Below are 20,430 nucleotides of genomic sequence, written 5' to 3'. Positions count from 1 at the left end.
CTTAAAGTTTGACTAGCTATTATACTTTTAGCAAAGATTTTTATTTATACTGGAGCTAACTCTCCAGTGGTGGAATCCATAATAAAACCATAGACGTTAATATCTTTTGGTATTAGAGGATGTTTTGTAATGATATCTACTGTTTCAGCTACTGAAGTATTAACATTATCAAATCCACTTAACCATGAATCAAAGTCAACTCCGAAGTATTTAACCAAATTAATTTGATCTTCAGTAATGTTTCTAAGTTTCATTTTTTCAATAATCTTTTTACTATTCATGTGTTGTGCTCCACAGTCCGTATGACCAATTACAAAAATTTCTTCAACCCCTAAATCATATATAGCTACTAGTAAGCTACGAGCTACACTTCCAAAGGGATGAGATATTGAACCACCAGCATTTTTGATAATTTTTACATCACCATTTTTAAATCCAAGGGCAGCGGGAAGAAGTTCCGTTAGCCTAGTATCCATACATGTAACTATGGCTATTTTTTTATCTGGATATTTACTTGTAATATATCTTTCATATTTTTTATTTTCTACAAATTCCTTATTGTATTTCAAAATTTCATCTATCATGTTTTCACTTCCTCAATATAAGTATTATCAAGTGTAAAAAGTAAATTTTAAATATCTTAATAGTGTTATACAAATACTTAATTATCACTTAATAAATAGATTTTATTTTAAATGTGAACTAAATACAAGGAATTTCTAATTTTTTTCATAATATAAAAAATAAATTTAAAATGAACTTGAAAATAATATAATGATTGGTTAATTATATAAGTATATAAATTATTTATAATAATTACTAGTGAATATGATGTAATGGAATAGATTAACAAGAGTATTCTTATATGATATAATATTATTCAGAGTATAATAATTATTATGATAATTTGTTAATTTACTATCTAAAGGAAATAAAGTTATATATTTGACTTTAGGTGTTGGGGGAGTTGATGCTATGGTAGATAAACTTTCTGTTTTATTTATGTATTGGATAATCTACAGTTTGTTAGGATGGATAGTAGAAACAATATATTGCTCTGTTCTTGATGGCTATTTTGTAGAAAGAGGTTTTTTAAATGGGCCATTGTGTCCTATATATGGTTTTGGAGCACTTTTTGTTTTATTATTGCTAAATCAATATAGTGATAATGTAGTTATAGTATTTATTTTTGGTATGATCTATACAACTATCATAGAGTATATAACTAGTTTTATTATGGAAAAATTATTTAAAATGAGATGGTGGGATTATTCTGATTACAAATTTAATATTAGAGGAAGAGTTTGTTTGAGAAACTCTTTTTTGTTTGGGTTTCTATGTGTTGTACTAATTGAGATAATACATCCTTTCACAGAGAATATTATGACTAGAATTCCAATAACAATAGTATACTTATTATCTATTTGTATTTTAATATCTGTTCTAGTAGATTTATTCATATCTATAAATTCCATAGTAAACCTTAATCGTAAGTTAGAAGAAATTCATTATGTTAAAGAAGAAATATGGATTAAATTATATGAAGAGGGTATAGTAAGAAAATTAGAAAACCTACGTGTAATAACAGATAGCAAATTAAATAACCTAAAGGAATTAAAGGAAAATTTAACTGAATTTAAAGAAAATATATCTATAGATAAAGTAGAAATATCCCTTCGTAAAAAGTATAAGTCTCTCTTAATGGAAACTAAGTATGTGGAGCGGAGATTAATATGTGCCTTTCCTAAATTAAAATCTCAAAGATATAATGAAGCTTTACATGAATTACGAAAGGCTATAAAGGACATTGAAAATGAAGATTATTTTAAAAAAATATTGAAATTTATAAAAAAGATTTTTAAAAGAAGTAATAATTTTTAAAGTTATAAAACATTAATTTGTATAAAAAGAGTGTATATAGTATTAGAAGTATTGTCTTTAAATTAACTTGTAAAGGAGAATGATAATGTTTGCTTCAAAGGAAAATGGAGATGGAAAAAAGACTAGAATATTTATGTGGTCGAAAAATTCTACAAGAAATGATGTTATCAACATTGCGTGGCCTGTTCTGTTAGAACTTCTTATGGGTTCCCTTTTTGGAATGGTAGATATGATGATGCTTGGAAGAATGGGCGATAATTCATTGGCTGCAGCTTCTGTATCTGCTGTAGGTATGACAAATCAGCCATTATTTATAGGATTGTCTCTTGTGCAAGCTTTAAATGTTGGTGGAACAGCAATGATTGCTAGATACCTTGGATCAAAAAGAACAGATAAAATAGAAACTACTTTAAAGCATGTAATACTATTGAGTTTGATAATGTTAGCTATACCTATATCGGTATTAGGAATAATTTTTACTGGACCAATTATGAAATTTATGGGGGCAGCAAATGATACGTTACAAGTAGGTGGAAGCTATTTTAAAATTATTATGGTTGGATTTATATTTCAATCTTTTAATATGTCAATATCTGCAGCACTTAGAGGTATTGGAGAAACAAAAACACCTATGAAGATAAATTTAAGAGCTAACTTTTTTAATGTTATTGGGAATGCAGTTCTTATATATGGTCTTTTTGGACTTCCTAAGCTTGGTGTTACAGGAGCTGGAATATCTACGGCTATATCTAATGTAATAGCAAGTGTATTTTTATTTAGGTATATTATAAAAGGTAAAAGCATAATTAAATTAGATATTAAAAAATCATTTAAAATTGATAAAAATATTATTTATAATCTAGTAAAGATAGGTGTACCTGCATCCCTTGAGCAGTTAGTTTTAAGAGCTGGAGTACTTATGTTTGTAAGAATAGTTGCAGGACTAGGAACTGTAGTGTATGCATCACATCAAATATCATTAAATATATTAAGTCTTTCTTTTCAACCAGGACAAGCTTTTGGAATTGCAGCTTCATCCCTGGTAGGTAGAAGCATAGGGGCTAAAGAGCTTTCAAAGGCGGAGAGTTATGCCAAGGAAACCAGAAAGATTGGTTCCTTGATATCCACTTTTATGGCTATAATTTTCTTCTTTTTTGGTCCGCAGATTGTAGGTTTATATTCAAAAGATCCAAGTATTATACAAAATGCATCTATAGCTTTAAAAATAATAGCATTAGTTCAACCATTTCAATCATCACAACTAATATTAGCAGGAGCTTTAAGAGGTGCAGGGGACACCTTCTGGCCACTAGTTGCTACCTTTGTTGGGGTATTATTAATAAGAGTTGTTTTAGCTCACTTGCTTGTAAATATATTTGGATATGGATTAGCAGGAGCATGGATGGCTGTATTCATGGATCAATTTGTAAGATGGTTTTTTGTTTACATGAGATTTAGAACAGGAAAATGGAAATATATAAAAATAAGGTAGATATACATATACATTATAAAGGTATCTTAAATAGATACTTATAAAGCCCTAGTATGAATAATATTTTATTTAATTTACTTTAGGTTTTATATGATTAGAGTATAGTGTAGTAATGAATAAATTATAAGTTAAGAGGGAAAGCATGGATGAAATAAAAAAATTATTTGATTTGAATATTGGACTAGTATTAGCCGGTGGAGGTGCAAAAGGTGCCTATGAGGCAGGGGTATTTAAGGCACTTTGGGAGTTAGACATAATAAGAAGAGTTTCCGTTGTATCAGGAACGTCAATTGGTACAATAAATGGACTTTTATTATCTATGAATGACAATAGTATAATGGACAAGAGTTGGTCAAGTCTAACTTATTCTAGATTTATTAATCATGAAAGTCTGGCAAGAGATTTAAAGATTTCTCAGTTAATAAAAAAAGCTAAGAATATAGGTAAGGAACAAAAATTTAATGAACTGCTTAGTGTAAGTGATATAGGTTTGCTTTCTCAAAGTGGCATACGTAAGTTTATTGAGGAGTATGTTGATTTAAAAGTAATTAAAGAGTCAAGAAAAACTCTCTATGCGTGTGCATATAATATAGACCTGAAAACACCTGAGTATTTTAGATTAAATGATTATGACAATGAGAAACTTATAGACATTGTACTTGCGTCCTGTGCAGTACCATTTATTTTTAAGCCTATAAATATAAATGAGTATAGATATTCAGATGGGGGTATAAATAGTCCTAAATATGATTATCAAAATGCAGATAATGTACCAATAGCTCCTCTTAAAAATCATAATTGTGATGTTATCATAGTTGTACATTTATCTTATAAGCATCAATTAGATAGAACAGGATTTGAAGACTGCAATATTATTGAAATATATCCTTCTATGCATTTAGAAGCAGTAAGTGGTATAGGTACAGTTAATATAAGACAAAGTACATTAAATCAACATATTGACCTGGGATATCGAGATGGGCTTTCAATTTTATCCCCTATGATAATAGACATGATGAAGGGAAGATCGCTAGGGAAGTTAATTGAAAAGCATGAGGAATATAACAAAGAATTACTAAGTAATAATCATTTCTTTTAAAAAGTGGTATCATAGATTTCCATATATATTGGAAGCTATGATACCATTTTAAAGTTATATTTTATTCCCAATAGGTAGTAGCTAAGGTCAATTCTTCTCCATCTTCATTTATGATATCATGAGTACATATATATCCAGTTTGTGATTTTTCAATTTTGGTATGAACTTTTATTCTATGACCATAATAGGTTTCTTTTTTATATACTACTGTAATCTCACGCATTTCATAATTTAAAGCAATATCCAATGGTATAGATTCAATTATCCAACTTACATATTTTACATTATTAACATGTTTATTAGTGTCTATATCACTATATCTTATATCAAAGGCCTTTTCAGTGTCCCAACTATCTAAAGGTTTCAATGAGGAATGAATAAAGCGTTCATTTTCATCCTTGGATATATTGTATGCGGCATACATATCATCGCTTACCTTTACAGGTCGTCTTTTAGTTGAATCAACTAAGAGCCATATAGACCGTCCATCCACTATTAAGTTACCTAAACTATCTTCAATATAATTTGTTCTATATGCGTAATATTTATAGAAAGAATTTGCTCTCGTAGATACTTTTAAGTTCTCATCATACAAAGGGTACCTATTTATTTTTATATTCCAATGTGTTAATATCCATCCTTTATTATTTGTCATTAGGTACTCTACACCAACACCACGGCTATCAGATTGTACAGAGCATATGTCCATAAGATAATTCATAATAGTGGAAATTAAAGCTCTTTTCTTGGCATCCACTTCATAATAGTGTACATTATAACTTTTACTAGTTATTAAACTCATGCTAATACCTCCTACGGTAATAATAAATGTTACTAAGGCATAAGAATATTTTACCACAAAGTTAGGGCTTATTTTGCATTTATAATTAAACTAATCTGTAAATATAATAAATTTTTCAAACTATTTAATAAAGTATATGTAAATTAAAATGAATTACGCAAATATGTTTAGATAAGTATAAAAATAAAATTCAACTATGTAAAGTAACTGTTGTATATAAACAGTTTATAAAATAAACTATTTATATAGTAGATTTGATAGTATAGAATTATGTATTGATAATTTAAATAAGTGGATGAGGGTAATAGTATGATAGAAAAGATAAAGTATTGGGCAAAAAAGTTAAAAGCACATATAGATACCTTGTATCTTGTATATAAAAAAAGAAGCACACCATGGTATGCAAAGGTAGTAGTTGCAATAACTATAGGCTATGCGTTTAGTCCAGTAGATTTAATACCGGACTTTATACCTATTTTGGGATTTTTGGATGATGCTATCTTATTACCTGTTCTGATTTGGCTGTCCTTAAAGCTCATTCCAAAAGAAGTTATAGAAAGTTGCAGACTTGAAGCAGAAAATATTTTTAAGGAAGGAAAACCTAAAAATTATGTAGCCAGTGGAATTATTATATTAATATGGATATTAATAGCATTAGTTATAATAAATAAAAGTTTGCCATAGAAATATAAAAATCGATTTTTATTAAGGAAGATATAGGTAGATGGAATATTAACTAAAATGTAATTAGAGTATTTAATATGATGAATTGGAACTTTAGAAATATACGTAGTATAATTAGGGTATCTTATTGTAATTTAGGAAGGAATGGATATAAGCTGTGATCGATATAAAGCTTGAAACATTTATTACTGTGGCTGATACAAAGAACTTTACACGGGCTGCCAGCATATTAAATATGACTCAACCTGCAATTTCTCATCATATAAAACTTTTAGAGGAATATTACAATGTGAAGTTATTAGAAAAAAAAAATAAGAACATGGAGCTTACGGGGGCAGGAAGGATACTTTATAAGTATGCTTTAGAAATTGATAAAATAAGTAAATTGGCAAAAAACCATCTTTCAAATGAATCATCTATTATAAAGAGATATAATGTAGGCGCAACTCTTACTATAGGGGGATATGTACTTCCATCTATCATAGGAAATTATAAGGTGAGCAACAAAAATATAGATGTAATACTTCATGTGGAAAATACAGGGAATATAATCCAAAAACTCTTTAGTGGTGAGATTATATTGGGTGTTATAGAGGGCCCCTTTGATAAAAGTAAGGTGATTTATGAAAAATTTAAAGATGATGAACTAGTATTTGCTATTTCCAAAAGTCATGAAATGGCTAAGAAAAAGAAAATAACAATGGATGAAATTCTTTCAGAAAAACTTATACTAAGAGAAAAAGGATCTGGGACAAGGCAGATATTTGAAGATTATATGGTGCAGCAAGGATTTGAACCTAAGAATATTAATCCTTATATGGAAATTGGAGATATAACAGCAATTATGTCTTTAGTAGAATCTGGACTTGGAGCAACAGTGGTATCAAAGGAAGCATTAAATTCACCATTGATGTGTAAAAAATTTAAAGCATTATCAATCAAAAATATGAAAATGAAAAGAGAATTTAATTTTATATATTTAAAAAACTCAAATATGGATTTTATAAAGAACTTTATTGATTTTTGTAAAAAGCAATGTGATGAGACTGAATTAGAATAAAACATCTTCTAATTTAGTCTCTATTTTATATTTAAGTTATCCTAAGTATAAAGAATCTTTATCTTACTATAACTAATCTTAAGTTCACTTTGTAAAATTGCAGAGATATAATAAACATGAAAATAGTACAAGGATATGACAAGTGCAGAAAGATTAACAATTAGAATGTCAATACAATGAAATAAAGAAGGGTAGTGAAGAAAATGGCAATAATAGCATCAGCAGAAGAAAAATCAAAATTAAAGGGTCAAGGATTTCTTCCACAAAGAGATGGAATACACTTTGCATGTAGAGTTATAACTGAGGACGGATGCTTAAATTCAAAGGAAACAAGAGTCCTTTCTGAAATATCAGAAAAATATGGAAGAGGATATATGAGTTATACTACAAGACTTACAGTAGAAATTCCATGGATAAGATTTGAAGATATTCAAAAGGTAAAAGAAGAGCTTAGTGAAGCAGGACTAGAAGGGGGAGGGACGGGTCCGAGAGTTAGACCTGTAGTAGCGTGCAAAGGAACCGTATGTATATTTGGGCTTTTAGATACACAAGAATTAGCAAGGAAAATACATGAAAGATTTTATAAAGGATATTACAATGTACTTTTGCCACATAAGTTTAAAATAGGTATAGGTGGATGTCCAAATAACTGTATAAAGCCAGACTTAAATGATTTTGGCATAATGGGTCAAAGAGTACCAGATTGTAATGAGGATTTATGTTTAGGATGTAAAAAGTGTTCAGTAGAAGAGGCTTGTAAAAAAGGAGCAGCAAAAGTTATTAATGGAAAGCTTCAAATAGATAGGGAGAAGTGTACAAACTGTGGACTTTGTATAGATAAATGTCATTTTGGTTCAATGGTATGCAAAAAAGATGGTGTAAAACTATTTATAGGTGGGAAATGGGGTAAAACTCCAAGACGTGGTGAACCATTGAAAGGGGTTTATTTATATGATGAGGCTATGGATATAATAGAAAAAGCAATTTTATATTATAGAGATAACGGAAAAACTGGAGAAAGATTTGGTGATATGGTAGAGAGAATTGGATTTGAAGAAGTATCTAAAGGAATACTAGGTAATGAAATTCTAAAAGAGAAAGAAGAAATATTAAAGGCAGAGGTCCACACCAAGAGAAACTATTCCTGTTAATTAAGATATAGAAATAAAAAAGTAAGCTAGGTTTAAGTTGAAATACTTGTACCTAGCTTGTTTTTCTATTGTAGATTATTTAATAAAAATTTAAGTTTTTCTCTTAAGTCTGATACTTCATCTAAAGAAAGACCAGTACTACAGAACATCTTTTCAGGTATTTTTGAAGCTTTATCCTTCATTGAAATACCTTTATCTGTTAGTTTCACATATACATTTCTTTCATCTTGAGAAGCTCTTATCCTTTGTATTATATCCATGGATTCAAGTCTTTTTAATACAGGTGTAAGGGTTCCAGAATCCAAATAAAGTTTCTTGCCTAACTCTTTTACAGTTATATTATCCTCTTTCCAAAGGACTAAAAGGGTAATATATTGAGTGTAAGTAATGCCAAGTTCATCTAATAGTGGCTTATAACTTTTTATTATAGCTTTTGAAGAAGCATATAAAGCAAAGCATAGTTGCTTATCAATATCTAAGTGTTCATAACTCATATTAGAAACCTCAGTCCTATAAAATTTTTTCTATCTCTGGAATCATATCCATAGGATCTACAGGAGATTCAAATCTATTTACTATATTTCCATCTCTGTCTATTAAGAATTTAGTGAAGTTCCACTTAATACTATTACCAATAATATACTCAGGGTATTTTTCTTTCAAGATGTTATCTAGTAGTCTTCCGCTAGGGGTACTTAAATCAAAACCCTTAAAAGGCATAGAATTACTTAAAAACTTGAATAGGGGATGAGCTGTCTGTCCCTTAACATCTACCTTTTCAAATAATGGGAAGGTAACACCATAGTTTAACTGACAAAATGCTTTTACATCATTGTTATTACCAGGTTCTTGTTCGGCAAATTGATTACATGGGAAGCCTAAAATTTCTAGCCCCATATCCTTATATTTTTTATAGATATTTTCTAAATCAGAATATTGAGGTGTAAATCCACATTTACTAGCTGTGTTTACAACCACTAGAACCTTACCTTTGTATTTTTCTAAAGTAGTTTCTTCTCCGTCTATAGTTTTAACTTTAAAATCATAAATATTCATATATATTTCTCCTTTTATGATGGGTATATAGTGTAATACAAAATAGCTAACAATTAAATTGCGCACAATCGATATCTTTAAGTTAATATTACAGTGGAATCTTAAGTATGTCAATATGAAAATAAAATTAATTTAAAAATATTGCATAAAATTTATACTAAAAAACTATTATTATAGTAGTAATTTAAAAGAGGAATAATTATGTGTAATTTTCTAAGAAATAAAGAAGAATTGGCTATCTCCTATGCAAAAAGAGCGATTGAAGAAGTACAACAAGGTAAAAAGGGGAGAATCAATGCTATATGGTTAGAGATATCAGGGTGTTTTGGAGAAGTAATTTCTCTGTTAAATGGAGATGAACCAGATGTTATATATATGCTAAAGGAATTTGTTAATATGATTTTCTTTGGCAGTATAAATGGAGATGAGGGACAAGAAAGCTATGAGAGAATATTTGAAATTTTGGATACTGAATATATATTTTTAGTTTGTGGCGCAGTACCATTAAGAGATAATGGTCTATTTACTACTGTTGCTACCTATAATGGAAGAAAAATAACAGCAATGGAGGCGGTAGAAACTATAGCTAAAAACGCTAAATATATTATTTCTGTGGGAACATGTGCTTGTTATGGAGGACCTACTGCAGCAAGACCTAATATATCTAATGGAGTTAGCATATCAGAGTTTTTAAAAAGAGATGACATTATTAGAATACCAGGTTGTCCTGCAAATCCTGTTTGGACTATGGGAATTTTGGGTTATATTACATCCTATGGTATGCCAGAAGTTGATAGTGATGGAAGACCAAAGGCTTATTATGGAGAGACAATTCATGACAATTGTCCAAGAAGAAGGTTTTTTGATAATGGGATATTTGCTAAGAAATTTGGAGATCCAGAATGTTTATTTTCTCTAGGGTGCAGAGGTCCAATAACCCATGCATATTGTCCTGTAAGTCGATGGAATGGCACTGATAATTGGCCTATCGGGGATAATACTAATTGTATAGGCTGTGCAGGACCTAGATTTCCAGATGGAACAGAGCCTTTTGTAAAATATGGAGGAGTTTAATTATGACTAAGATAGTAATTGATCCATTGACTAGGGTAAGTGGACTTTTAAATATAGAAGTAAATGTAGTTAATAATAAGATTATAGATGCAAAAAGTAGTGGAAGTCAGTTTAGGGGATTTGAGGAGATGTTTAAAGGTAGATATCCCTTAGATATTATAAGACTGGCTCCAAGGGTATGTGGAATTTGTTCTACCCATCATGCTGTAGCTGCTACTTTATGTCTAGAAGATGCAATGAAAGTTACACCTGATTTTAATGGAAAAGTAGTTAGAGATATTGCTAACGGATTTGAATTTTTGCAGAATTATTTGAGGCACATATATTTTTTCGTATTTCCAGATTATGTAGATATAGTTCATATAAATCCGTTGTATAAAACGGAAAGTGCTAAAGCTGCTGATTACAGGTTATCTAGAGAGGATACAAAAAGAATAAATGAAGATTACTTAGGAGCAGTAAGGTATAGTAGAGAAGCACATAGAGCTGTAGCTGAATTAGCTGGAAAAGTTCCTCATTGTCATGGCATTTTTGTAGGTGGCACAACTACCAATATTGATATACCACAAATAGAAAACATTAAATATAGTATAAAAGTAATAAAAAGTTTTATTGTAGATAAGCTTATACCGGATGTATATACTATAGCAGCCACTTATGAAGATTATTTTAAAATTGGTGATGGATATAAGAATTTTATGAGTTATGGATTGTATGACAATTACTTGCATCCAATTAAAATGGTATCAACTGGAGTAATGATAAATGGAATTAGAGAAGAATTTCAGTCTAGCAATATAGCAGAAGATATTTCTAAAACTTGGGTAGAATCAGATTTGCAAACTTTAATACCAGGAGAAGACAATAAAATCACCTATAATCCTTATAAACCAGAAGCATATAGTTGGGTTAATGCACCTAGATATAAGGGGAATCCTATGGAGGTTGGGGCACTAGCTAGAATGACTTTAAGTGGTGACTATAGTGGAGGAGTATCTATTATGGATAGAATAATTGCTAAATCAATAGAGGCGAAGAGACTTTGTGAAGCTATAGAGGGATTAATAGATTTATTAAAGCTAAAAAAGGCTTATCAAGAGCAATGGGAAATACCTGAGGAATCAAGAGGCGTTGGATTAATAGAAGCAGAGAGAGGATCCCTAGGACATTGGTTGTCTATTAAGAATAAGTTAGTACACCACTATACTTTAATACCACCTTCATCTTGGAATTTATCACCTACTGATAATAGGGGAATAAAAGGGCCAGTGGAAGAAGCGTTGATAGGAACGGAAATAAAAGATATGGTCCATCCAGTAGAAATAGGACGTATAGTAAGAAGCTTTGATCCATGTTTAAACTGTGCCGCACATGTAACCAGTGATAAATATGAGCCTATAACAATAAATATACTATGATAAAGATTTTTGCCATAGGAAATATTATTTTGGGTGATGATGGTATAGGAGTAAAGGTAATGGAGTTCATAGGGGCCCAACTGGAAAGCTATAGCAAAGAAGTTAAGGTATTAATAGTTGGAATTGATTATATATATTATTTAAATGAAATTAATAAGGAAGATACTGTTATTCTGGTAGACAGTACCTACTTTGGAATTGAACCTGGCAGAGTTTCAGTCTTAAATTTAAAGGAATGTGATAAATTTATTAACCCTTGCAGAGATATGCATAGTGAAAATCTTTTGAGGGTTTTAAGAGAAGAATATAGAGAAATTGCTGGATATTTAGTTGGTATTGAAGTGGAAAAGGTGAATTATTCCTTAGAGTTATCTAATACTTTAAAGGATAAATTTTCTGAAATTACTAAAAAAGTATTTAGGGAAATTAAAAGGATAATTGGTGATATAAATGCATGAAATTTCAATAATTAGTTACGTTATAGATATGGTTGAGAAACAGTGTATTAAAAATAATATAACTAAGGTATCAAAAGTATTTTTACAAATAGGAGAATTTTCTTGTATAGATAATTCCTCCATTGATTTTATTTTTAAAGAAATGAGTTCAGGGAGTTGTTGTGAGGGTGCAAAACTTATTATAGAAAAGTTATTAAGTAAGGCATATTGTAATAATTGTCATAAGGAATTTCCTTTAAAGACTACAAATAGAAAGTGTCCTATTTGTAATCAGATAAGTAATGAAATAACTTCAGGTTATGAAATTTTACTCTACAGAATAGAAGGAGAATAAAGTGATTAGAAAAGGAATTATAGTTAAAGGGACAGTTCAAGGCGTAGGATTTAGACCTTTTGTATATAGAATAGCTTTAGAAAATCAACTATCAGGTTGGGTGAATAATACAAGTAAGGGAGTGTTTATGGAAATTCAAGGAGCTGAAGTAGGTATAGATAATTTTTTAACTAACCTTAAGGAAAGGGCACCTGAGTTAAGTAGTATTGAAGAAGTAGTAGTTGAGAATAAAAAAAGCCTAAAGGATTATAAGGAGTTTCTCATAGTAGAAAGTACCGAAGAGAAGGGGAGGACTTTAATTTCTCCAGATATAGCTACATGTAAGGAGTGTGAAAAAGAGCTAGGGGATAGTAATAATCCAAGAAGATATTTATATCCTTTTATAAATTGTACAAATTGTGGTCCTCGATTTTCAATAATAAAAAATACTCCCTATGATAGAGAATATACTTCTATGGATAATTTTATTATGTGTGACAAATGTAAGAAAGAATATGAAAATCCTGATGATAGAAGATTTCATGCAGAGCCTACCTGTTGTTCCTCTTGTGGTCCAAGAGTAATCCTCTTAGATAATAAGGGGAGCCCTATAAAATCTAGCGATAAATTTGAAAGTGTGAGAAAGTATTTAAGGGAAGGAAAAATAATTGGAGTTAAGGGCATAGGTGGTTTTAATCTTGTTTGTGATGGAAATAATGAACTAGCTATAGAAAAACTAAGGCTTAGAAAACATAGACCAGATAAGGCATTAGGCCTTATGATGAAAGATATAAATGTAGTAGAAAAATATTGTTATGTAAATAATGAAGAAAAAGAAATTTTAACAGGAAATAAGAAACCTATATTGCTTTTAAAGAAAAAGAACAATAAACTACCAACTAATATTTCTTTTAATAATAAAAGACTAGGAGTAGTATTACCCTATTCTCCCCTTCATTATTTAATATTTGGTAACAACATAGATATTTTAGTTTTTACTAGCGGGAATCTAAGTACTATGCCAATAATATATGAGGATATAGAGGCTATAGACAATCTTATGGAAATAGTAGATTATTTTTTTATTCATAATAGAGAAATTAATATGCCCGTTGATGATTCTGTAGTTCAAGTAATTGGTGGTTACGGTAGGGTTATAAGGGCTGGTAGAGGTTATGCCCCTTACTATAATAAGTATATATTCAAAGAAAATATCCTAGCCTTAGGATCTCAATTTAAAAATTCATTTTCTCTTGGAAGTGGAGATTGTATTTTTACAAGTCCTTATATTGGAGACATGGAGGGAGAAGAGAATTATTTAAGATTTAATAGAGTGTTAAAGCACATGAAGAATATTTTTAAAGTTGAACCGAATACAATTATTCATGATATGCATCCTAATTATTGGAGTAAGAATTATTTAGATAAAAACAAGGTGAAAACTTTAGGTGTTTATCATCATCATAGTCACATAGTGAGCTGCATGATAGAAAATAAAGAAAAGGATAAAGTTATAGGGATAGCCTTTGATGGAGTGGGATATGGAGAAGATGGAAACCTTTGGGGAGGAGAGTTTTTAATATGTGATAAAAAGAACTTTATTAGGGGAGCACACTTAAAATATATTCCTTTGCCTGGAAGGGATAGAGCAGTAAAATTTCCATGGAGAATTGGACTATCTCTTTTGTTTGGAGTTTTAAAGGAAGAGGAGATTGAAGAAGCTGCTTGTAAATATTTTTATGGTATGGAATCAAGGATAATTATTAACATGCTAAGAAAGAATTTTAATTGTCCACTAACTTCTAGTATGGGAAGACTATTTGATGGAATTGCCAGTCTTTTAGATTTTAACAAAGAAGTATCCTATGAAGGAGAGGCTGCTATGTATGTTGAAAGCTTAGCAGAAGATTTCATTGATTCTTTAAAGGGTACTAATAATTATGATTATATAAAAAGGTGTGAGAATATATATCAATGGGAAATTAGTGGTAGCCTGCCTTATATTATAAATATAAATAATATAATTAGAGGCATTATAAAGGATTTAAATAATAACATTGATAAAGGGTGTATAGCTCTAAAATTTCATAATACTATAATAGATTTTTCAAATAAAATTTGTATTAAGTTAAGAGAAGAATATAGCATAAATAAGGTAGCTTTAAGTGGAGGTGTATTTCAAAACTCTATTTTATTAGAAGGAATTGAGACGTCGTTGAAGGAAAGTGGATTTCAAGTTATAACCCATAGATTAATACCTTGCAATGATGGGGGATTGTCTATAGGTCAGATAGTTATTGGAAATGAGTTATGTAAGGAGAATTAATATGTGTGTAGCCATTCCAGGAAAGGTATTAGAAGTATGTGAAGGTAATTCCTTAGTTGAATTTGGGAGTTTAAGAAAAAAAATTAATACTAGTCTAATAGAAAATTTAGTTGTTGGAGAATATGTTTTGGTTCATGTTGGTTGTGCCATTGAAAAAATAGAAGAAAAAGAGGCTATGGAGACTTTAATAATATTTAAGGAGTTAATGGGAGACTTTTAGTATGTTTTATAGAGATGAAGGAAATTCAAGGGAAATTAATTTGGCAATTAAACTATTAAAAAACATAAAGGAAAGGTGTAAGGAAAACATAAATATAATGGAGGTTTGTGGTACACATACACGAAGTATTTATAATTCAGGTATTGATAAGCTGTTACCACCTAATATTAGGTTGTTATCAGGACCAGGATGTCCTGTTTGCGTAACAGATGAGAGCTATATAGATCATGCCATAGAGTTAAGTGAGAAAAAAGATGTAATAATAACTACCTTTGGCGACATGATTAAAGTTCCAGGGAGTTGTAGCTCATTAAGAGAACAGATGGCTAAAGGAAGAAAGGTAGAAGTTGTATATTCCCCATTAGATGCTTTGAAGATAGCAATAAATAATAGAGATAAGATTATAGTTTTTTTAGCTATAGGCTTTGAAACTACAGCACCTATAATAGCTCTTACAATAAGAGAAGCACTAGAGAAAAATGTAAATAACTTTTTTATTTTGAATTCTCTAAAGGCTATGCCTAAGGTTATGTCTACCCTAATTTTAGATGAAGAAGTTAAAATTCATGGATTTATATGTCCAGGACATGTAGCAACAATAATTGGTTGCAGACCCTTTGAGAGATTATCTAATGAGTATAAAACTCCTATGGCTATATGCGGCTTCAAGGCTATAGATATATTAGCTGGGATACTTTATATCATATATAAAAAAGAGAGAGGTAATTACGGATGTGAAAATTTATATAAAGGTTTTGTTTATCCAGAAGGAAATAGAAAAGCACAAGAGATATTAAATCAGGTCTTTGAAACTTCATCTAGTTTTTGGAGGGGTTTTGGAGAAATAGACGGTACAGGATATAAACTAAGAGAGGAATATAGCTACTTTGATGCTAGAAATAAATTTTCTTTAAAAAATAAAATTGTAAATAAAAATAATCAGTGTATTTGTGGAGATATATTAAGGGGAATAAAAAGTCCTATGGATTGTAATGCTTTTGGAAAGATGTGTACACCAAGGACTCCAATTGGTCCATGCATGGTATCTAAAGAAGGAAGTTGTGGTATTGTATACAGTACAAAAGAATTGTAGCTTATAAGTTTAACATAGAATAAGGTAACAAGTTTAATTATATGCATATTTAAATTATTTTGAAGTTTAATATTAGGAGGAGCTATGGAAGTTATAACATTAGCCCATGGGAGTGGAGGAGAGGAAACGTATAAATTAATAAAGAATGTATTTCTAAGGTATTTTAATAATGATATATTAAAGGAACAAGGAGATTCAGCTATATTAGATATGATTAAGGGGAAAATAGCAGTAACTACAGATAGTTTTGTGGTAGATCCTCTGTTTTTTAAGGGTGGAGATATAGGGAAACTGAGTATTTGTGGTACTGTGAATGATTTGTGCGTAAGTGGTTCAACTCCCATATATATATCTGCTGGTTTTATTCTTGAAGAAGGATTAGAAATTAAAGATTTAGAGAAAATAGCAAAATCTATGGCTGATACTGCTAATAAAATAGGAGTTAAAATAGTAACAGGAGATACTAAGGTTGTACAAAGAGGAAAAGGTCATAAAATTTATATTAATACAACAGGAATAGGATATATAGAAAAAAATAATTATCAGTTAAACATAAAGGAGATAAAAGAAGGAGATGCAATAATTATAAGTGGTACTATTGGAGATCATGGCACATCTATTATAAATGAAAGAGAAAATTTAGATATAGAGTCAGGTTTAAAGAGTGATTGTGCTGCTCTTAATGAACTAACAAAAGCTATAATGGATACTAGCAATGAAATTAGAGTAATGCGAGATCCAACTAGAGGAGGGTTAGCTAACACTTTAAAGGAGTTAGTGAGCACTAGTGGAAAGTCTATGGAAATATGGCAAAAAGATATACCTATAAGAGAGGATGTAAGGAATTTTTGTGATCTTTTAGGATTTGATCCTCTTTATATGGCTAATGAAGGCAAGTTAATTTGTATTGTAAGTAATAAAGATGCTCATAGGGTTTTAAATGTAATTAAATCAAATCCTTTAGGAAGAGAAGGCGCTATTATTGGTAAGGTACTAGATGATGGCAAAAGTAAATTATATTTAAAAACTTACATTGGAGGAACTAAGGTTTTGGGAATGCTACAAGGAGAATTAATCCCAAGAATATGTTGATTGATTTAAGAAGTGAGAGAAATTTTGCTTCTTTTTTATTATTTAAAATACCTATATTCAATAAAAATATAATTAAATTATTTATAAAGATAAATAAGATGTACTCGAGTATATAATAGTAAGTTTTATAATATATTTTGTAATTAAATTTAAAGAAAGGATTAAAGAAATATTTTTATAGATTAAATATTATAGATTTTTAAGTAATTTAATCATTATTAATAATAAGTATATAAATTACAAAAATATATAAATTAAAAAAATTATACACTTAGGAGGAAAAAATATGAAACATAAGAAACTTAATAAGCTTAAGAAATTTAAATTACAGAGCATTAGAGTCAAACTTATAGTTATACTTTTACTGATTTGTTTAGTACCAGTTTCCGGAATGGGAATAACTATATACTCACAATCAAAATCAATTTTAAGCGATAAGCTTGAAACTACAAGCAGACAAACAATTTTAGAGGTGAATAGAGGAATAGATAACTATTTTATCGGCATGTCTAAGTCTATAGAGCTACTATCTAATAATATAAATATTGTGGAAACGGAAGATAAAGAAGAATACTTTAAATTTGCTAAACTATTAATGACAGATGTTAAAAATTCGGATGAAGATATTCTAAATGTATTTATGGGAACAGAAAAGGGGAAATTTCATATTTACCCAGAAGCAAATACTGACGCTAATTATGACTATAAATCTAGACCATGGTATAAACTGGCTATGGAAAATAAAGGTCAAATAGTGATAACTTCACCATATAAAAGTGCAACTACTGGTGAAAATGTAGTAACTGTAGCTAAGACTATAGAAAAAAATAGCAATGTAGTTGGAGTTGTAGGAGTTAATGTAAGTTTAAAAAATCTTTCTGATGGATTATCTGAGATTAAGGTAGGAAACGAAGGGTACATGTATGTATCTGATTCAAATGGTAATTTAGTAGCACATCCTAATAAAGAAATCATAGGTACTGATGAAGCTGCTAAGCTTTCTGTTTGGAGTGACATAAGCTCAAATAAAGAAGGATTTACTGAATATGATTTTAATGGGGAAAAGAAGTTTGCAGTTTACACTACAAGTCAATTAACAGGCTGGAAAATAGTAGCATCTTTGGATGAGAAAGAACTATTAAAGGATACACAAAATATTCTAAATATAATTATACTAACCTCAGGAGTAATAGCTATAATAGCTATAGCAGTATCTTTAATATTTAGTAATTCTATATCAAAGAATATTAATAGATTATTGACGGCTTTTAACAAAGTTAAAGATGGAGATTTAAGGGTTAATGTTAATATAAAGTCAAGAGATGAATTTAAAGACTTAGGTGAAAATTTCAATGGAATGATAGAAAACATATCATCATTAATTAAAAGCGTTAACAAGTCTTCTAATATAGTTTTAGAAACTTCATCAAATTTATCTGCTATAGCCGAGGAAACTAGTGCTTCTATCAGTGAAGTAGCAAGAGCTATAGAAGATGTGTCTGGTGGAGCCATTGAACAAGCTAATAGTGCTCAAGACGGAGCCACAGCTATAATTGAATTATCAGAGAACTTAAAATTATTAAATGAAGCTACAGAAGCTATGGGTGCGGTATATGAAAATGCTAATCACCTAAGCAACAGAGGATTGACCATGGTAGATACATTGATAGAAAAGTCTAATGATACAAGGGTTTCCACTAATAAGGTTTCAGAGTTAGTTATAGATATGGATGAAAGTACAGGAAAAATAAATTCAGTATCAGATACTATTTCTCAGATTACAGAACAAACTAACTTACTTTCTCTTAATGCATCTATTGAAGCAGCTAGAGCTGGTGAAGCTGGTCGAGGTTTTGCAGTAGTAGCAGAAGAAATTAGAAAGCTAGCAGAGCAATCAAAGGATTCTACTATGGAAATTAAGAAGATAGTGGATGATATAAAAACTAAGACTAACATTGCTGTTGTGGCTATTAAGGATACTGAAAAAATTGTAGAGGAACAAGATGGTGTAGTAGACGAAGCAAAGGCTGTATTTAACGATATAATGGCAGGAGTGCAAGATTTAATAAGTAAAGTTACTGAAATTAGTGAATATATAGTAGTTATTAATAAAAAGAAGGATAATGTAGTAACTCAGATAGAAAATATATCATCTATATCACAAGAGACTGCGGCGTCTTCAGAAGAGGTTACTGCTTCAACAGAAGAGGTAACAGGAATTTCAGAGGAGCTTACGGGTCATGCTAATGAGTTACAACATATGTCTGAAAAACTAAAAGAAATAATAAATACTTTCAAATTTGAATAAAGATTATAAGAGAAGGAATATGGAATAAGCTGTATTCCTTCTTATTTTATACAAAAGTTATTTAATAAAAGGATAAATTTTTTTCTCAATAATATGTATAATATGTAATAGAAACTTAGTATTATGTAGATGCATAATAAAATTTAAGGACCTAGGTCAATATCAAATAAAATATTTTAATTTGTTTATACTATATGTTAGAACTCAAAATATATTTAGTTTCGTGCAATATTGTGCATGTTAAAAGGAGAGGTATTTATGGATATAAGAGAAATTCCCAAAAGCCAGTTACTTAAAAATGTTTCAATAGATCAAATTAATAGATGTTCAAAAGAACCTATGATGTTAAGTAATACTCAAGTTATGGTAAGACAACAGGATAATGAGTATTTTGTCATAGAAGGTCTTGAAAAAATATTAAGTACTGATAAAAATAAAGATGGTGATGACTTAATAAAATGTTACGTAGTATAATTTTAGAGTGATATTTAATAAATTATTTAAGATAGAGCATAAACTTTATGAAAAATATTTTAATTAAAAACTCCATTAAAAACACATAAGTTATTGGTATAATCTAATAAATAATTATTATGGAGGGATAGCATGTTTACTAGAATAAAGAAATCGGTTAATAGCTTTTTAGATAAGATTGCAAAACAAAATGAGGAACTATATGGGAAGAGAAAAATGGATTGCTGTAATTTAAATAATCAAAATCAGAAGAAGTCTATAAGAAATAAGTAATAGATAAATGTTTTATATAATATAAGAATTATAAGATATATTTATAGTATATACATTGAAACTATAGATAAGGTTTCACATATAACAAAATATAATAATTATATTTTAAATTTTTATTGACAAATTCAACAACTCCTAATAAAATTTACTCAGTGA

General features: G+C 29.5%; 21 protein-coding genes. 17 read left to right on the top strand and 4 right to left on the bottom strand.

Translation table 11 applies throughout. The annotated features are described in order from the left end of the window. Window positions 1-44: 44 nt before the first annotated feature. Window positions 45-584 carry a carbonic anhydrase gene (locus tag B3086_RS11720; RefSeq protein WP_150844529.1) on the bottom strand — a complete coding sequence of 180 codons (540 nt, stop codon included), beginning with the start codon at window positions 582-584 and terminating at the stop codon, window positions 45-47. A 391-nt stretch (window positions 585-975) separates the two neighbouring features. Here B3086_RS11720 and B3086_RS11715 point away from each other — a divergent pair, with 391 nt between their 5' ends. The 3 genes from B3086_RS11715 (at window position 976) to B3086_RS11705 (ending at window position 4,472) form a co-directional block, all read left to right on the top strand. Further along, window positions 976-1,881, top strand: coding sequence for a putative ABC transporter permease (locus B3086_RS11715; RefSeq protein WP_346893427.1), 906 nt, complete (start codon window positions 976-978; stop codon window positions 1,879-1,881). A gap of 85 nt (window positions 1,882-1,966) precedes the next feature. Continuing rightward, window positions 1,967-3,373, top strand: a complete 1,407-nt coding sequence (locus tag B3086_RS11710) for an MATE family efflux transporter (protein WP_346893425.1) — start codon at window positions 1,967-1,969, stop codon at window positions 3,371-3,373. A gap of 142 nt (window positions 3,374-3,515) precedes the next feature. Next, window positions 3,516-4,472 carry a patatin-like phospholipase family protein gene (locus tag B3086_RS11705; protein ID WP_346893423.1) on the top strand — a complete coding sequence of 319 codons (957 nt, stop codon included), beginning with the start codon at window positions 3,516-3,518 and terminating at the stop codon, window positions 4,470-4,472. 61 nt (window positions 4,473-4,533) lie between these two features. Here B3086_RS11705 and B3086_RS11700 read toward each other — a convergent pair whose 3' ends face one another. Continuing rightward, window positions 4,534-5,274 (bottom strand): acyl-[acyl-carrier-protein] thioesterase, encoded by a 741-nt coding sequence (locus B3086_RS11700; protein WP_346893421.1) that lies wholly within the window; start codon window positions 5,272-5,274, stop codon window positions 4,534-4,536. 309 nt (window positions 5,275-5,583) lie between these two features. On the opposite strand from B3086_RS11700, the gene B3086_RS11695 reads away from it, so the two are divergent. From B3086_RS11695 to B3086_RS11685, 3 genes are all read left to right on the top strand, one after another. Next, window positions 5,584-5,958, top strand: a complete 375-nt coding sequence (locus B3086_RS11695; RefSeq protein WP_346846478.1) for a YkvA family protein — start codon at window positions 5,584-5,586, stop codon at window positions 5,956-5,958. 157 nt (window positions 5,959-6,115) lie between these two features. Beyond that, a complete protein-coding gene (locus B3086_RS11690; RefSeq protein ID WP_346876992.1) occupies window positions 6,116-7,018 on the top strand; it encodes a LysR family transcriptional regulator in 903 nt (300 codons plus the stop codon). Window positions 7,019-7,221: 203 nt separating this feature from the next. After that, window positions 7,222-8,169 carry a 4Fe-4S binding protein gene (locus tag B3086_RS11685; protein WP_346846480.1) on the top strand — a complete coding sequence of 316 codons (948 nt, stop codon included), beginning with the start codon at window positions 7,222-7,224 and terminating at the stop codon, window positions 8,167-8,169. Window positions 8,170-8,234: 65 nt separating this feature from the next. Here B3086_RS11685 and B3086_RS11680 read toward each other — a convergent pair whose 3' ends face one another. Both B3086_RS11680 and B3086_RS11675 read right to left on the bottom strand, forming a co-directional pair. Next, window positions 8,235-8,663, bottom strand: coding sequence for a MarR family transcriptional regulator (locus tag B3086_RS11680; RefSeq protein ID WP_346846481.1), 429 nt, complete (start codon window positions 8,661-8,663; stop codon window positions 8,235-8,237). A gap of 16 nt (window positions 8,664-8,679) precedes the next feature. Then, window positions 8,680-9,225: a glutathione peroxidase gene (locus tag B3086_RS11675; RefSeq protein ID WP_346876990.1), complete on the bottom strand. Its 546-nt coding sequence runs from the start codon at window positions 9,223-9,225 to the stop codon at window positions 8,680-8,682. 201 nt (window positions 9,226-9,426) lie between these two features. Between B3086_RS11675 and B3086_RS11670 the strand changes: the two genes are divergently transcribed. The 11 genes from B3086_RS11670 to B3086_RS11620 all read left to right on the top strand — a co-directional run bounded on the left by B3086_RS11670 (window position 9,427) and on the right by B3086_RS11620 (window position 20,274). After that, window positions 9,427-10,299 carry a hydrogenase small subunit gene (locus tag B3086_RS11670; protein WP_346846483.1) on the top strand — a complete coding sequence of 291 codons (873 nt, stop codon included), beginning with the start codon at window positions 9,427-9,429 and terminating at the stop codon, window positions 10,297-10,299. Between the two features lie 2 nt (window positions 10,300-10,301). Continuing rightward, window positions 10,302-11,717, top strand: a complete 1,416-nt coding sequence (locus B3086_RS11665; protein WP_346846484.1) for a nickel-dependent hydrogenase large subunit — start codon at window positions 10,302-10,304, stop codon at window positions 11,715-11,717. Then, window positions 11,714-12,175 carry a hydrogenase maturation protease gene (locus B3086_RS11660; RefSeq protein ID WP_346846485.1) on the top strand — a complete coding sequence of 154 codons (462 nt, stop codon included), beginning with the start codon at window positions 11,714-11,716 and terminating at the stop codon, window positions 12,173-12,175. Before B3086_RS11665 ends, B3086_RS11660 begins: the two co-directional genes overlap by 4 nt. Continuing rightward, window positions 12,168-12,509 (top strand): hydrogenase maturation nickel metallochaperone HypA, encoded by a 342-nt coding sequence (hypA, locus tag B3086_RS11655; RefSeq protein ID WP_346846486.1) that lies wholly within the window; start codon window positions 12,168-12,170, stop codon window positions 12,507-12,509. The genes B3086_RS11660 and hypA overlap by 8 nt, the downstream gene beginning before the upstream one ends. Window position 12,510: 1 nt before the next feature. Further along, complete coding sequence (gene hypF, locus B3086_RS11650) at window positions 12,511-14,814, top strand: carbamoyltransferase HypF (protein ID WP_346893419.1); 2,304 nt, start codon at window positions 12,511-12,513, stop codon at window positions 14,812-14,814. Between the two features lies 1 nt (window position 14,815). Continuing rightward, window positions 14,816-15,034: a HypC/HybG/HupF family hydrogenase formation chaperone gene (locus B3086_RS11645; protein WP_346893417.1), complete on the top strand. Its 219-nt coding sequence runs from the start codon at window positions 14,816-14,818 to the stop codon at window positions 15,032-15,034. Between the two features lies 1 nt (window position 15,035). Beyond that, window positions 15,036-16,127: a hydrogenase formation protein HypD gene (hypD, locus tag B3086_RS11640; protein ID WP_346846489.1), complete on the top strand. Its 1,092-nt coding sequence runs from the start codon at window positions 15,036-15,038 to the stop codon at window positions 16,125-16,127. 84 nt (window positions 16,128-16,211) lie between these two features. After that, entirely contained in the window at window positions 16,212-17,219 is a 1,008-nt protein-coding gene (hypE, locus tag B3086_RS11635) for a hydrogenase expression/formation protein HypE (RefSeq protein ID WP_346846490.1), read from the top strand. Window positions 17,220-17,505: 286 nt separating this feature from the next. Then, a complete protein-coding gene (locus B3086_RS11630; protein ID WP_346879217.1) occupies window positions 17,506-19,527 on the top strand; it encodes a methyl-accepting chemotaxis protein in 2,022 nt (673 codons plus the stop codon). A gap of 258 nt (window positions 19,528-19,785) precedes the next feature. After that, on the top strand, window positions 19,786-20,001 hold the full coding sequence (locus tag B3086_RS11625) for a hypothetical protein (RefSeq protein WP_346876985.1): 216 nt from the start codon (window positions 19,786-19,788) through the stop codon (window positions 19,999-20,001). 132 nt (window positions 20,002-20,133) lie between these two features. Beyond that, entirely contained in the window at window positions 20,134-20,274 is a 141-nt protein-coding gene (locus B3086_RS11620; protein ID WP_156964382.1) for an LDCC motif putative metal-binding protein, read from the top strand. The last annotated feature ends 156 nt before the right edge of the window (window positions 20,275-20,430 follow it).

It is taken from the genome of Clostridium sp. UBA871, assembly GCF_002295255.1.
Lineage (GTDB): Bacteria > Bacillota > Clostridia > Clostridiales > Clostridiaceae > Clostridium_J > Clostridium_J sulfidigenes.
The sequence above is the reverse complement of the archived record's forward strand: the minus strand, read 5'-3'. Positions and strand labels throughout refer to the sequence as shown.

Excerpts from the sequence above, each read along its gene's own strand:
- B3086_RS11720 (WP_150844529.1), bottom strand. The coding sequence starts at position 584 with ATGATAGATGAAATTTTGAAATACAATAAGGAATTTGTAGAAAATAAA.
- B3086_RS11715 (WP_346893427.1), top strand. The coding sequence starts at position 976 with ATGGTAGATAAACTTTCTGTTTTATTTATGTATTGGATAATCTACAGT.
- B3086_RS11710 (WP_346893425.1), top strand. The coding sequence starts at position 1,967 with ATGTTTGCTTCAAAGGAAAATGGAGATGGAAAAAAGACTAGAATATTT.
- B3086_RS11705 (WP_346893423.1), top strand. The coding sequence starts at position 3,516 with ATGGATGAAATAAAAAAATTATTTGATTTGAATATTGGACTAGTATTA.
- B3086_RS11700 (WP_346893421.1), bottom strand. The coding sequence starts at position 5,274 with ATGAGTTTAATAACTAGTAAAAGTTATAATGTACACTATTATGAAGTG.
- B3086_RS11695 (WP_346846478.1), top strand. The coding sequence starts at position 5,584 with ATGATAGAAAAGATAAAGTATTGGGCAAAAAAGTTAAAAGCACATATA.
- B3086_RS11685 (WP_346846480.1), top strand. The coding sequence starts at position 7,222 with ATGGCAATAATAGCATCAGCAGAAGAAAAATCAAAATTAAAGGGTCAA.
- B3086_RS11680 (WP_346846481.1), bottom strand. The coding sequence starts at position 8,663 with ATGAGTTATGAACACTTAGATATTGATAAGCAACTATGCTTTGCTTTA.
- B3086_RS11675 (WP_346876990.1), bottom strand. The coding sequence starts at position 9,225 with ATGAATATTTATGATTTTAAAGTTAAAACTATAGACGGAGAAGAAACT.
- B3086_RS11670 (WP_346846483.1), top strand. The coding sequence starts at position 9,427 with ATGTGTAATTTTCTAAGAAATAAAGAAGAATTGGCTATCTCCTATGCA.
- B3086_RS11665 (WP_346846484.1), top strand. The coding sequence starts at position 10,302 with ATGACTAAGATAGTAATTGATCCATTGACTAGGGTAAGTGGACTTTTA.
- B3086_RS11660 (WP_346846485.1), top strand. The coding sequence starts at position 11,714 with ATGATAAAGATTTTTGCCATAGGAAATATTATTTTGGGTGATGATGGT.
- hypA (WP_346846486.1), top strand. The coding sequence starts at position 12,168 with ATGCATGAAATTTCAATAATTAGTTACGTTATAGATATGGTTGAGAAA.
- B3086_RS11645 (WP_346893417.1), top strand. The coding sequence starts at position 14,816 with ATGTGTGTAGCCATTCCAGGAAAGGTATTAGAAGTATGTGAAGGTAAT.
- hypD (WP_346846489.1), top strand. The coding sequence starts at position 15,036 with ATGTTTTATAGAGATGAAGGAAATTCAAGGGAAATTAATTTGGCAATT.
- hypE (WP_346846490.1), top strand. The coding sequence starts at position 16,212 with ATGGAAGTTATAACATTAGCCCATGGGAGTGGAGGAGAGGAAACGTAT.
- B3086_RS11630 (WP_346879217.1), top strand. The coding sequence starts at position 17,506 with ATGAAACATAAGAAACTTAATAAGCTTAAGAAATTTAAATTACAGAGC.
- B3086_RS11625 (WP_346876985.1), top strand. The coding sequence starts at position 19,786 with ATGGATATAAGAGAAATTCCCAAAAGCCAGTTACTTAAAAATGTTTCA.
- B3086_RS11620 (WP_156964382.1), top strand. The coding sequence starts at position 20,134 with ATGTTTACTAGAATAAAGAAATCGGTTAATAGCTTTTTAGATAAGATT.